This is a genomic window from Ruegeria sp. CDSC042, assembly GCF_059610745.1.
The window spans coordinates 493,066-505,028 of sequence record NZ_JBXWOF010000001.1 but is presented as its reverse complement, the minus strand read 5'-3'; the positions used below and the strand labels follow the sequence as shown (position 1 = coordinate 505,028).

Genomic DNA, 11,963 nt, shown 5'->3' with positions numbered 1-11,963 from the left:
ATATCTTGCCCGACATAGGCGCGAATATAAAAGGCAGGCCAATCATGACCACCGACCCTCTTGTTGTCTTTACCCCATCGGGCAAACGCGGGCACTTTCCCGTAGGCACTCCGGTTCTGACTGCGGCACGGCAACTGGGTGTGGATCTGGATTCCGTTTGCGGTGGACGCGGGATTTGTTCGAAATGCCAGATCACGCCAAGCTATGGCGAGTTTCCCAAGCACGGCGTGACCGTAGCCGACGGTGCACTAAGCGAATGGAACGCGGTTGAACAGCGCTATGACGACAAGCGCGGATTGAAACCAGGCCGCCGTCTTGGATGTCAGGCCACGGTTCAGGGGGATGTGGTGATCGACGTGCCACCAGAAAGCCAGGTGCACCGTCAGGTCGTACGCAAGGCCGCCACAGCACGCGCCATCACAATGGATCCGGCCACCCGGCTGTATTTTGTTGCGGTAGAAGAACCCGACATGCATTCACCAACCGGCGATCTGGAACGTCTGGAACGCGCGCTGCGCGAGCAATGGAACGTCGACGCCGTAACCGCTGATCTTTCCTTGTTGTCCAAACTGCAGCCTATATTGCGCAAGGGTAAGTGGGAGGTCACCGTTGCGGTGCACAAAGGTCACAAGGACGATGTCGCACGGATCGTGGAAATCTGGCCTGGATTGCACGAGAACGGACTTTTCGGTCTGGCCATCGACCTCGGCTCTACCACGATTGCAGCTCACCTGACCGATCTGGACACAGGCGAGGTCAAGGCATCTTCGGGCCTGATGAACCCCCAAATCCGCTTTGGCGAAGACCTGATGAGCCGCGTATCCTATTCGATGATGAACCCCGGCGGCGACAAAGAGATGACCCGAGCCGTACGCGAAGCGATAAACGATCTGACAACATCCATCGCGGATGAGGCCGGGATTGACGCCAACCTGATTGTCGAAACGGTGTTCGTCTGTAACCCGGTCATGCACCATCTGCTGCTTGGGCTGGATCCGGTCGAGCTGGGCCAAGCGCCCTTTGCCTTGGCTACGTCCGAAAGCATGTCTTTGCCCGCGCGCGAGATGGATCTGACCAACATGAACCCACGTGCGCAGGTCTACATCCTGCCCTGCATTGCGGGTCATGTGGGTGCGGATTGTGCTGCGGTTGCCTTGTCGGAAGAGCCCGGAAAATCCGAAGATCTGGTTCTGATCGTAGATGTAGGCACCAATGCCGAGATTTTGCTGGGCAATACCAGCCGGGTTCTGGCGTGCTCCTCACCGACTGGTCCGGCCTTTGAAGGCGCGCAGATCAGCTCTGGTCAGCGTGCCGCCCCTGGTGCGATTGAACGGATCGAGATTGATCCTGTCACTAAAGAACCCCGTTTTCGCGTCATTGGGTCCGAGAAATGGTCGGATGAAGAGGGTTTTGATCAAGACATCGCAACCACTGGCATCAGTGGTATCTGTGGATCAGGCATTATTGAAGCGGTGGCGGAAATGCGTATGGCGGGCTTGCTGGATGAAAGCGGCCTGATCGGATCCGCAGAACAAACGGGCACATCACGCAACGTCCCCGAGGGGCGCACCCATTCCTATCTGATCCACGACGCAAGCGCCGAAGGCGGCCCACGTATCACAGTCACTCAGGGCGATATTCGCGCGATTCAACTGGCGAAATCCGCGCTTTATGCAGGCGCGCGGCTTTTGATGGACGAAATGAACGTGGATACTGTCGACCGCATTGTTCTTGCTGGTGCCTTCGGCGCTCATATTTCGACCAAACATGCGATGGTTCTGGGAATGATCCCGGATGCGCCGCTGAAAAAGGTTTCAAGCGCGGGCAACGCCGCCGGTACGGGCGCCCGGATCGCCCTTTGCAACATCGGGTCGCGGAGTGAAATTGAACGCGTAGTGCGCGAAATAACCAAGGTTGAAACCGCCATCGAGCCCAAGTTTCAGGATCATTTCGTGGCAGCAAACGCGATCCCCCATAAGACGGATCCCTTCCCGGAATTGGCCAAAGTGACGACCCTGCCCTCGCCCTCGTTCAACACCGGTGGCGGAGATCAGGAAAACTCTGGCCGCCGCCGTCGCCGGAGGTCATAGTCGCGGCAACCACGGAGGGGTTCGATGCAGTCGGTGAATGAGGAACAGGCAGAATACTGGGGAAAATCCGAATCCGGAGCCAAATGGCTGACATATCAGGATCAGTTGGATCAACTGATGGCTTCGGTTCTGGACCTTGTGCTGGAGAATGCCCAGCTTAAACTAGGAATGCATGTGCTCGACATCGGCTGTGGCACTGGCGAAAGCTCTCTTGCAGCCGCGCGATTGGTCGGGCCGGATGGCGATGTTCTGGCCGCCGATATATCGCAAGCGTTTCTTGATCGTGCCAGCGCCCGAGCCTCGGAAAACGGGCTGAGCAACATCAGCTTCCAACATGCTGACGCGCAGATATTCGGGTTTCCTGCCAATCAGTTGGACGCAGCGATTTCACGGTTCGGCGTGATGTTCTTTGACGATTCGGTTGCTGCATTCGCCAATATCGCCCGCGCACTTAAACCCGGCGGGCAGATGACCTTTGCAGCTTGGGGGCCATTGGATGGCAACCCGTGGTTCAAAATACCCCATATTGCTGCGGTAAAACGCCTTGGGCAGCCGCCTCGGGTAGATCGTTACGCGCCGGGTCCGCTGGCGTTTCACGATCTGGATCACGTCACCGGCATGATGCAACAGGCGGGGCTGTCGGACATTCAGGCCCAAGCCATCTCCGTAAATCTGCCCGGCGCTGGCGGGTCAGAGGAAATAGCCGCCTTGTGCACCCGCGTCGGCCCCGCCGCGCGAACCATCGCGCATTTCGAAGGCACCGAACAGGACGCAGCAGCAATCCAGCACGAGGTCTGTCAGGAATTCGCCCAGTTCACATCCGAAACCGGCCTGCACATCCCGGCGGTGATAAACCTGTATCAAGCGCGTCGATCGAACTGAATGGAGCGGGTAGCGGGAATCGAACCCGCGCGTTCAGCTTGGGAAGCTGACAGGCTACCATTACATCATACCCGCCGCTGCTAGCTGAATATCACCGGTACAAGATCAGGTTCAAGCGGTTTTGATCCAAACCGTCAGGCTATTTGCGACGGCGAAGACAAAAAAGGCCGGATCAAAAGATCCGGCCAGCATGTTGTTTTATATCACTTATGCGCGACGGCGACGGCCACCGCCACGACGACCACCACCAGTGCCCTCGGCACCGGCTTCGCTGGGGGCTTTGTTGAACTTGATCCAAGCGCCGCCATGCGGATCGTTGTTGGTCAGCAGGTTGGCGGCGCGGATGGCCTCCATCTCTTTGCCCGCGCGCGGCAGGGTCGAGCCCAGACCAAACAGCTGGCAGAAGGTCTCATCATCCATGTCCGCAGGCAGGATGATGCCTTTGGCCTCAACCTCAGCCTTCTTCTCGGCCAGTTTCTTGGGACCAACCGGCAAGGCAACGGGGTTCATGATCGCTGAGGTCATGCCGGCGCCCATCGCCATCGGCAGGAAGGCGTTGTTGATACCATGGCGGTTCGGCAGGCCGAACGAGACATTGGACGCCCCGCAAGTGGTGTTCACGCCCAGTTCCTCACGCAAACGACGAACTAGAGCAAACACCTGCTGACCGGCAGTTGCCATTGCGCCAATAGGCATCACCAGCGGATCGACCACGATGTCATGGGCCGGGATGCCGAAATCAGCGGCCCGTTCGACAATCTTTTTGGCCACTTCGAACCGCACATCGGGGTCTTCCGAAATCCCTGTATCGTCATTTGAGATCGCCACCACAGGGACATTGTATTTCTTGACCAGCGGCAGAACCAGCTCCAGACGATCTTCTTCGCCTGTGACCGAATTCAACAGAGGACGGCCCTCTGCCGCCTCAAGACCCGCTTCCAGAGCTCCCGGAACCGATGAATCGATGCACAGCGGCACTTCGACCAGCCCCTGCACCATTTCAACGATCTTGCGCATCAGCGGCGGTTCGGTCTCGTTCGGGTTGGGGTTCGAGTTGTAGACAACGCCCGCGTTGATATCCAGAACGGTCGCGCCAGCGGCAACCTGCGCGAGGGCGTCCTTTTCGACGGTCGAAAAATCGCCTGCTTCCAGTTCCGCCGCCAGTTTCTTGCGGCCTGTCGGGTTGATCCGCTCACCGATCACGCAGAACGGTTCGTCAAAGCCCAGGACGGCGGTTTTTGTTTTTGATTCTACGACTGTACGGGTCATGTCCGATCCTTAGGAGTTTACAGGCTTTGCCGAAGCGCCGCCGTTGTTGATGGCCCAGTTGGCGTTTGTCTTGATGCCACCAAGCGGGAAGAAATGTACGTTTGTAATATTGAAATCAGGGTTGGCTGCTTTGTGGTTGGCCAATTCGGTGATCACATCCGTGGGCTCATAAGGCAGCAGCAGCTTGGACACATCCATAGCGCGCTTTTGCAGAACCTTCAGCGATGGACCAACGCCGCAGGCGATGGCGAATTTGATCAGTGTTTGCAGTTTTGCCGGACCGGCGATGCCGATATGAACCGGAATGTCGATCCCCGCCTCTTTCAGGCTGTCGGCCCAGGCGATGATTGGTTTGGCGTCAAAGGCGAACTGAGTGGCCAGCGCCATTTCGGCATCTGTGGTCTCAGAGAACTTCTGTTTCCAACGCAGCGCGTCATCGACATTCTTGGTCGATCCATCAGGGTCGATGTCCTTGTTGCCTTCAGGGTGGCCCGCGACGTGCAGACGCTTGAACCCGGCCTTGTCGAACAAACCAGTTTCCAGCAGCTGCATCGAGCTGTCGAAATCACCATGAGGATTCGCGACACCACCGGCCAGCAACAGCGCCTGATCCACACCTGCTTCACCCTGGTACATGGAAATCCAGTCTTCCAGCGTCGCCGTGTCTTTAATGATCCGCGCCGGGAAATGCGGCATAACAGGATAGCCGTCCGCCGCGATGCGCTTGGCGGTCTTGACCATGTCTTCGATCGGAGTGCCTTCGATATGGGCAATATAGACGCGTGTGCCTTCAGGCAACAAAGCGCGAAAATCCTCGACCTTCTCGGCGGTGCGCGGCATAACCTCAATCGAATAGCCCTGCAGGAAGGCTTCGACGGTTGGATTTACCGGACCGTTTTCGGCGGCATCACGTTTCTTGAAGTTCAGCAAAGCCATAGCGGCCTCCCATATAGATTTCGAGCTCATGCCCAACCGTCATTGGCGATCAGAGCCTTGATACGGTCCTGATCATATTCCGTTTCCAAACGCACAGCCTGCTGTTCGGCAATTTCGGACGGATCGCCCTCAACCGCAAAAGGCGCGGCCTTGCGCCATTCGGCCAGATAGGCATCGCTGTCCTTGGCGTTCACCTTCATGGCGGCGCGGTCAATGGCTTGCTCGAACCGTTCTTCCAACTGCCGTTTTGCGCCCCGGCGGCCCTTGCCGACGATGACTTGGGCGGGAATGTCGCGCCAGTATACGATGGTGACGTCAGGCATCTGCTTTGATTCCTCCTAACCAGATGGACCGGTTCTAAACTTCAATGTGGTCGCAGGTCGGTCGATTTTCGACACAAGGCGCATTTCAAACGACGTTTTCACCTACAACGGGATACACGGCTTGTAACGAATTGTTCCTGTAAACCGCACCTCAAAATTCTCATCACTTTAATGAGTATCTTGCACGAACCAAAAGGCCGACCTATGGTCGGGGTAACTCGTAAATCGGAGGGCGTTGAAGATGGCGCCCAAGCGTCCCAAAGGTGCGGGCGCGTTCCCGAAGGCGGTCGAAAGCCCCGCGCCGGCAAGACCCGATCCTGATGCGCTTTATGCCGCGCTGGATTTGGGAACAAATAGCTGTCGCATGTTAATTGCCCAGCCCAAGGGCAGCGGGTTTCATGTGGTGGACAGTTTCTCTAAATCCGTGCAGTTGGGCGCGGGCTTAGAGCGGACGGGGCGCTTGTCTCGGTCGTCGATGGCGCGCACCATTCAGGCGTTGCGCATTTGCCAGCAAAAACTGAAACGCAACAAGGTCAAGCGGATGCGTCTAGTCGCAACCGAGGCTTGTCGCCGTGCAAAAAATTCACGTGAATTCATTCGCCAGGTAAAGGGTGAAACCGGGTTGACGCTTGAGATCATCCAGCCCGAGGAAGAAGCGCGCCTGGCCGTAATATCCTGTGCCCCGCTGGTGTCCACTAAGACAGAACAGTTGTTGGTTGTGGATATTGGCGGCGGTTCGACAGAGCTTGTCTGGATCGACATATCCTCACTTCCGCGTCGGGATCGCCCGGCGGCGATTATGCGTCTGCATAATGGATTTCATACAACAGATAGCCCGTTTCCTGCAGCCAAGGTTGTGGATTGGATCAGTGTTCCCCTCGGCGTTGCGACGCTGCGCGATCAGTTCCATGATGTCGAAGATGATGCGGCGCGGTTTGCTTTGATGAGCTGGTTTTTCGAAGAAAACTTGGCCGATTTTGCGCCCTATAAGGATGAACAAGCCCGCGAAGGTTTTCAGATCGTCGGCACCAGTGGCACGGTTACGACAGTCGCAGCCTCACATCTGGGATTGAAGCGGTATGACCGGACCAAGGTAGACGGTTTGCGCATGACAAGCGATCAGATTGACAAAGTGATACGCGGGTATCTAGAACTCGGCCCACTGGGGCGGCGGAGAGATCCGCGTATCGGCGATGACCGCCAGGCCCTGATCATGTCCGGCTCGGCCATATTGCAGGCTTTGTTACGATGTTGGCCAACCGACCGTCTTTCAGTGGCGGACCGGGGGCTGCGCGAAGGCCTGCTTTATGCGCAGATGAGCGCGGACGGTGTATTGGAAGACGGACCGTTCTGATGGCGAAGACACCTACTGGCAAAAACAATTCGGGCCGCGGGCAGCGCGACCTGAAGGTTAAGGTCAAAACCGCCCGCGGGCGCAAAATCAGCTCGACCCGGTGGTTGGAACGTCAGCTGAATGACCCCTATGTCAAGCGCGCGCAGGTCGAAGGCTATCGTGGGCGTGCGGCTTTCAAGATATTGGAACTGGACGATAAATTTCGCTTCCTGGTTCCAGGTGCGCGCATCGTCGATCTGGGTTGCGCCCCAGGCGGCTGGCTGCAGGTTGCGGTCCAGCGCGTTAATGCATTGGGTGAGAAAAGCGGTAAGAAAATCGGCACTGTTCTGGGTGTCGACATACAAGAGGTCGAACCGGTGGCCGGGTCCGAGGTTCACCAGTTGGACTTTATGGAGGACGATGCCGACCAGAAGGTCAAAGACTGGTTGGGTGGCAAAGCTGACGTGGTGATGTCAGATATGGCTGCTGCGTCCTCGGGGCATAAACAAACCGACCATTTGCGGATCATGGCCCTGTGCGAAACCGCCGCCTATTTTGCCTTTGATGTGCTGGAACAGGGCGGCACATTTGTCGCCAAGGTTTTGGCCGGAGGAGCCGAAGGGGATCTGCAGAAGATTCTGAAACAGAAGTTTGACAAGGTGGCGCATGTTAAACCACCGGCATCCCGTGCCGACAGTTCGGAAAAATTCGTTGTGGCAACAGGATTTCGCGGCTGAAGTTAATCTGCGAAGTCAGTCAGAGAACGCGCAAGGCGCTGTTCACGCAGCGAAGATATTGCGTTTCCTTGCAACAACAATGCTTCACCGTGACTGATATCCGTCGCCGGTTTGGCCCGTAATTCTTCAATCCGCCGGGTCAGCGACGATGGATTTTGCGATTTCGCGCTTTCGGGCAGTTTGGTCATGAGGCCTCACCTTGATGCGTATGGGGTCACAGTCCATGCAGTTTGGGTAAGAAACGTGCCGATTTCATGACGCAAACCAGGCTTTGAGTTGCTATTTCACAACCCCAGCCACCCTGCCCTTCAGGTTTGTCCGTTACTTTGATCCTGCAAATCCATCAGCGCGCCGTTGAATTCAGCGCCCAGAATCAGGATGGCCGCGCATAGATACAGGAAAATCAACGCAGCCATCGCCCCCGCAAGACCAGCATAAGTAGCGCTGTACGAGGCGAACTGTCCGATATAGATCGAAAAGCCCCAACCGCCCATCGCCCACAGAGCGAGTGTCAGAACAACGCCCGGAAGGATTTGCCACAGCCGATGGCGGCGCGTCGGCAGCACAAGATGTGCAACGATAACCGTGCCCGCAGGAACCGCCACGGTAAAAGTCCAACGCAATCGATCCACAGACAACCAGTCTGACACGTTAACATCCGTCTTTTCGGACACGAGGCGCGTGTAGACCGGCAAGACGACTTCGACGGCGGCGATGGCCAGAATGGCCGCCCCGCCAACAATCACCAATCCCAGGCACAGCAAGCGTGTCTTCCAGAATGGCCAGGCGTCATGATCATGATAGGCCTGGTTCATGGCCGCCCGCACCGCAACTACGCCGTTTGAGGCAAAGAAAATGGCCAGCAAACCGCCCAGGGTGATTACCCCCGAACCTGATTCCGCCAGGACCGAGCGCAACTCTCCCACAATCGGGCCGGCGACATCTTTTGGCCAGGCGCCAAAGATCAGTTCGATCAGCTCGTCCGTGACATAATCCTGAGACAGCGTACCAGCCAGTGCCACAGTGAACAGAACAAACGGAAACAGGGCCAGCATCAGGGACATGGCAACGTGGCTGCTCATGACCATGCCGTTTTTGGCCCCAAATCGCCCCAAGGCCAGCCAAAGGGCTCGAATTACTCTTCCAGTCAGGGGAATCAAACTTGTCGTCATCCGAAAACTCTACCCTGACTGTATTCGAACCAGAACCGGCAAAACCCGACTGGACGCAATTAACCAACTCCAAATGTTTGGTTGCATTGCATAATCCCTTTGTCCCGTGCAGGATCGAAACGGAACCTACACAAAGCCGGGCGAAAAATGCCAACCAGCGACCAGAACCCAAGCATGCCGAACAGGTTGCGCCTTTCGGTTGTCCGCGACACCGCGATTGTCGTGTCACTGGTCGTATTGGGGCTTTATGCAGGTTCCGCTTTTCTGATCCCGCTGACCATGGCCTTGCTGATCAACGTCCTGATCATCGCGCTGAGTGACCGGGTTATTGCGCTGACCAAGGCTCCGGTCTGGCTGGCTAACCTGGCTGGAGTGACCGTGGTTTTGGTCGGGTTGTTCATGATCATGTATATTCTGGGCAATCAGGCGACGCAGTTTGCACGCTCGATCAATACATACGAAAGCCAGTTCGACGAGGCCGTTAACCGCATAAACGACCTTGTGGGCAACGATATCACGGCCTTCATCCGGGACAATCTGGTCAACATTGATATGTCTTTCGTCGCCCGGATGTTGCTGGGCAGCGCGACGTCCTTGCTGAACCAGTTTTTCCTCATCAGCCTTTACGTTGCCTTCCTGATGGCCGAACGTCTGGCGTTCCGCAAAAAGATCCGTATGGCCGCCGGTGACCCTAAAACCGGTGCCGAGTTCGCTTTGGTTCTGGACGCGATTTCCTTTAGTCTGCAGCGTTATGTCGGAGTGAAGACCTTTATCAGCCTGATAACGGCTGGAATCAGCTATGTGGTCTTCAAAACCCTTGGTCTTGAGTATTCCGAGACATGGGCCGTGCTGACCTTTGCCTTGAATTTCATACCCTCGATTGGGTCGATTATTGCCGTTTTGTTTCCAGCCGCGATTGCGCTGGTCCAATTTGAAAGCATCGGGCCGTTTCTGATCATAGTTTTCGGCTGTGGCACGCTTCAGTTCATGATCGGTAATTTTCTGGACCCGGCCATGCTGGGCCGATCGCTGAACATGTCGACATTTCTGGTCATTCTGGCACTTATGTTCTGGACCACGGTCTGGGGTCTGATCGGAGCCTTTCTGAGCGTTCCGCTGACCGTCTGCATCCTGATCATCTTCAGCCATATACCCGCATTGCGCCCGATCGCAATTTTAATGTCCCTGAATGGTGAACTCGGCGACGAAGGGCCGCCATCGGGGAATACAGTCTGAACAGGCCAATCCCCAATGCAACTTGAAACACTAAGGAAAATGCCAGGATCGAATCCTCCATGCTGACACTCTTTGTTTCCCTCTTTGTCCTATGTTTGTACCTGACCGCCGCGGTCTTTTCGATACGCGCCGCTCAAACAGCGCGCACACCGCAGGGTGCCGTGGGATGGGTGGTCTTTTTGATCTCGGCGCCGATAGCTGGCGTACCGCTGTACTTGTTTCTGGGACATCATCGTTTTCGCGGGTATCGCATGGCCCGAAAGCACGCTGAGACTGTTGTCGAAGGGATAAAGAGCTTTGCGGATTTTTCGCGCCCAGATCCGGGCATGATTACGATCAACCCACTCCCTTTCGAAGAGCTTGCGCATCTACCCATATCACGCGGCAACGGTGCAGAATTGCTTGTCGATGGGCAGGCAACCTTTGACGCTATCTTTCAGGCTATCGACGCGGCTCAGGACTATGTGCTTGTCCAGTTCTACATCGTGCGTGATGACGGATTGGGGCGGCAACTGCAAAGCAAACTGATCGCCGCCGCAGAGCGCGGCGTGCAAGTTCGCTTTATGACCGACGCCGTGGGCAGTTATGGCCTACCGACAAGCTACATCACGTCGCTGCGCGCGGCGGGAATTCACGTTGCCGGTCAGCATGAAAAGCGCCATCCAGGACAGCGATTTCAGCTAAACTATCGCAATCACAGGAAAACGGTGATCATTGACGGTGAAATCGGCTTTATCGGCGGCCACAATGTCGGCGACGAATATCTCGGTCAGTCCGCAAAGTTCGGACATTGGCGGGACACACACATAAGGCTGACTGGACATATCGTGCGCCAACTACAACTGATCTTTACAGAGGACTGGTACTGGGCGCATCAAGAAGACCTGATAGATCAACTGGCCTGGGCGGGTCAGGAATCTGATCAGGACATGAACGCCCTTCTCGTCGCCACAGGTCCGGGGGACGAAACCGAAACCGGCGCCATGATGTTCTTTTCTGCAATCACGGAAGCAAAGGAACGATTGTGGATCGCATCCCCCTATTTCGTTCCTGATATCGACATCATGACCGCACTACGCCACGCTGCAATGCGCGGGGTAGATGTTCGCATTCTGGTTCCCGACGTGATTGATCACCGCTTACCTTGGCTGGCGGCCTTTGCCTATTTCGACGAGATCAGGGAATGCGGCGCGCGGGTCTACCGGTACACCAATGGTTTCATGCATCAAAAAGTATTTCTGGTGGACGACACTCTGACCGCTGTTGGCACCACCAATCTGGACAATCGTTCTTTCCGCCTGAATTTTGAGGCGATGGCCCTGTTCTTTGACAAGGACGCGGCCCATGCGGTTCACAACATGTTGCTGATGGACTTTGAATCCAGCTATGAGCTGGACAAAACCTTGCCCGAACAACCGGCCTATATTCGGTTCGGCTCGCCTCTGGCGCGGTTGTTCGCACCAATCCTTTAAAGGATCGACTCTTCCTGCAGCACCCGCGACATGACCGCGACCAAAAAGGCTGTGGACAGCCCAAATGCCAAAAGCCCGGTGACCGAGGCAAAGGCACCAAAAATGCGCAGCCCGTCGTCCAGAACAATGTCGCCGTAGCCCAGCGTTGTGAACGTAACCAGAGAGAAATACAGCGCCGAGTTCCAGTCCGCCAGAACATCCCCAAAGACCCAGACAATCGCCCAAAGCCAGACCTGAAAGGTATGGATCATCACGATAAAAATCAGCGCGATAGTCAGCGGGCTTGCAATGGTGACGAACCTTTTGCTTTTTTCCAGTTTGATCGACATCACGCGGATGATCTGCATGCACCAAGTCAGCAGGGCAATTTCGATCAAAAAGCAGATACCCAAATAAACGCTTCCCCAGATAATCTGCTCGGATAAGGTCACCGGCGCCCATCCCCTCTGTTTTTAAGTCTCGTCACAATCGCTTCAAATGCAGGATTGGGCAACCCTGCGTCTGCGACGAATG

12 protein-coding genes and 1 tRNA gene are annotated in these 11,963 nt (G+C 56.1%); 6 read left to right on the top strand and 7 right to left on the bottom strand.

Annotated elements, in window-relative coordinates:
• The first annotated feature begins 44 nt into the window (after nucleotides 1–44).
• Nucleotides 45–2,090 (top strand): ASKHA domain-containing protein, encoded by a 2,046-nt coding sequence (locus AC2FHX_RS02510; protein ID WP_496700400.1) that lies wholly within the window; start codon nucleotides 45–47, stop codon nucleotides 2,088–2,090.
• 24 nt (nucleotides 2,091–2,114) lie between these two features.
• Entirely contained in the window at nucleotides 2,115–2,972 is an 858-nt protein-coding gene (locus AC2FHX_RS02505) for a class I SAM-dependent methyltransferase (protein WP_496691211.1), read from the top strand.
• A gap of 1 nt (nucleotide 2,973) precedes the next feature.
• Here AC2FHX_RS02505 and AC2FHX_RS02500 read toward each other — a convergent pair.
• The 4 genes from AC2FHX_RS02500 to AC2FHX_RS02485 form a co-directional block, all read right to left on the bottom strand.
• Nucleotides 2,974–3,047 (bottom strand) — tRNA-Gly (locus AC2FHX_RS02500).
• A gap of 132 nt (nucleotides 3,048–3,179) precedes the next feature.
• Entirely contained in the window at nucleotides 3,180–4,241 is a 1,062-nt protein-coding gene (locus AC2FHX_RS02495) for a methyltetrahydrofolate cobalamin methyltransferase (RefSeq protein ID WP_496691210.1), read from the bottom strand.
• A 9-nt stretch (nucleotides 4,242–4,250) separates the two neighbouring features.
• Nucleotides 4,251–5,177, bottom strand: coding sequence for a methylenetetrahydrofolate reductase (locus AC2FHX_RS02490; RefSeq protein WP_496700438.1), 927 nt, complete (start codon nucleotides 5,175–5,177; stop codon nucleotides 4,251–4,253).
• A 26-nt stretch (nucleotides 5,178–5,203) separates the two neighbouring features.
• Nucleotides 5,204–5,500 carry a virulence factor gene (locus AC2FHX_RS02485; protein ID WP_142633696.1) on the bottom strand — a complete coding sequence of 99 codons (297 nt, stop codon included), beginning with the start codon at nucleotides 5,498–5,500 and terminating at the stop codon, nucleotides 5,204–5,206.
• A 241-nt stretch (nucleotides 5,501–5,741) separates the two neighbouring features.
• Here AC2FHX_RS02485 and AC2FHX_RS02480 point away from each other — a divergent pair, with 241 nt between their 5' ends.
• Together AC2FHX_RS02480 and AC2FHX_RS02475 are read left to right on the top strand one after the other, a co-directional pair.
• Nucleotides 5,742–6,854 carry a Ppx/GppA phosphatase family protein gene (locus tag AC2FHX_RS02480; protein WP_142633694.1) on the top strand — a complete coding sequence of 371 codons (1,113 nt, stop codon included), beginning with the start codon at nucleotides 5,742–5,744 and terminating at the stop codon, nucleotides 6,852–6,854.
• Nucleotides 6,854–7,570, top strand: coding sequence for an RlmE family RNA methyltransferase (locus AC2FHX_RS02475; protein ID WP_142633692.1), 717 nt, complete (start codon nucleotides 6,854–6,856; stop codon nucleotides 7,568–7,570). Before AC2FHX_RS02480 ends, AC2FHX_RS02475 begins: the two co-directional genes overlap by 1 nt.
• A gap of 2 nt (nucleotides 7,571–7,572) precedes the next feature.
• Here the strand turns inward: AC2FHX_RS02475 and AC2FHX_RS02470 are convergent, their stop codons facing one another.
• Both AC2FHX_RS02470 and AC2FHX_RS02465 read right to left on the bottom strand, forming a co-directional pair.
• Nucleotides 7,573–7,758 carry a hypothetical protein gene (locus AC2FHX_RS02470; RefSeq protein ID WP_496700401.1) on the bottom strand — a complete coding sequence of 62 codons (186 nt, stop codon included), beginning with the start codon at nucleotides 7,756–7,758 and terminating at the stop codon, nucleotides 7,573–7,575.
• A 120-nt stretch (nucleotides 7,759–7,878) separates the two neighbouring features.
• Nucleotides 7,879–8,742, bottom strand: coding sequence for a YihY/virulence factor BrkB family protein (locus AC2FHX_RS02465; RefSeq protein ID WP_142633688.1), 864 nt, complete (start codon nucleotides 8,740–8,742; stop codon nucleotides 7,879–7,881).
• Between the two features lie 147 nt (nucleotides 8,743–8,889).
• On the opposite strand from AC2FHX_RS02465, the gene AC2FHX_RS02460 reads away from it, so the two are divergent.
• Nucleotides 8,890–9,978 carry an AI-2E family transporter gene (locus AC2FHX_RS02460; protein WP_142633686.1) on the top strand — a complete coding sequence of 363 codons (1,089 nt, stop codon included), beginning with the start codon at nucleotides 8,890–8,892 and terminating at the stop codon, nucleotides 9,976–9,978.
• 59 nt (nucleotides 9,979–10,037) lie between these two features.
• Nucleotides 10,038–11,450, top strand: a complete 1,413-nt coding sequence (gene cls / locus AC2FHX_RS02455) for a cardiolipin synthase (protein ID WP_496691207.1) — start codon at nucleotides 10,038–10,040, stop codon at nucleotides 11,448–11,450.
• Here the strand turns inward: cls and AC2FHX_RS02450 are convergent.
• Nucleotides 11,447–11,881 carry an ion channel gene (locus AC2FHX_RS02450; RefSeq protein ID WP_271947221.1) on the bottom strand — a complete coding sequence of 145 codons (435 nt, stop codon included), beginning with the start codon at nucleotides 11,879–11,881 and terminating at the stop codon, nucleotides 11,447–11,449. The genes cls and AC2FHX_RS02450 overlap by 4 nt on opposite strands.
• Between the last annotated feature and the right edge of the window lie 82 nt (nucleotides 11,882–11,963).

Excerpts from the sequence above, each read along its gene's own strand:
- AC2FHX_RS02510 (WP_496700400.1), top strand. The coding sequence starts at position 45 with ATGACCACCGACCCTCTTGTTGTCTTTACCCCATCGGGCAAACGCGGG.
- AC2FHX_RS02505 (WP_496691211.1), top strand. The coding sequence starts at position 2,115 with ATGCAGTCGGTGAATGAGGAACAGGCAGAATACTGGGGAAAATCCGAA.
- AC2FHX_RS02495 (WP_496691210.1), bottom strand. The coding sequence starts at position 4,241 with ATGACCCGTACAGTCGTAGAATCAAAAACAAAAACCGCCGTCCTGGGC.
- AC2FHX_RS02490 (WP_496700438.1), bottom strand. The coding sequence starts at position 5,177 with ATGGCTTTGCTGAACTTCAAGAAACGTGATGCCGCCGAAAACGGTCCG.
- AC2FHX_RS02485 (WP_142633696.1), bottom strand. The coding sequence starts at position 5,500 with ATGCCTGACGTCACCATCGTATACTGGCGCGACATTCCCGCCCAAGTC.
- AC2FHX_RS02480 (WP_142633694.1), top strand. The coding sequence starts at position 5,742 with ATGGCGCCCAAGCGTCCCAAAGGTGCGGGCGCGTTCCCGAAGGCGGTC.
- AC2FHX_RS02475 (WP_142633692.1), top strand. The coding sequence starts at position 6,854 with ATGGCGAAGACACCTACTGGCAAAAACAATTCGGGCCGCGGGCAGCGC.
- AC2FHX_RS02470 (WP_496700401.1), bottom strand. The coding sequence starts at position 7,758 with ATGACCAAACTGCCCGAAAGCGCGAAATCGCAAAATCCATCGTCGCTG.
- AC2FHX_RS02465 (WP_142633688.1), bottom strand. The coding sequence starts at position 8,742 with ATGACGACAAGTTTGATTCCCCTGACTGGAAGAGTAATTCGAGCCCTT.
- AC2FHX_RS02460 (WP_142633686.1), top strand. The coding sequence starts at position 8,890 with ATGCCAACCAGCGACCAGAACCCAAGCATGCCGAACAGGTTGCGCCTT.
- cls (WP_496691207.1), top strand. The coding sequence starts at position 10,038 with ATGCTGACACTCTTTGTTTCCCTCTTTGTCCTATGTTTGTACCTGACC.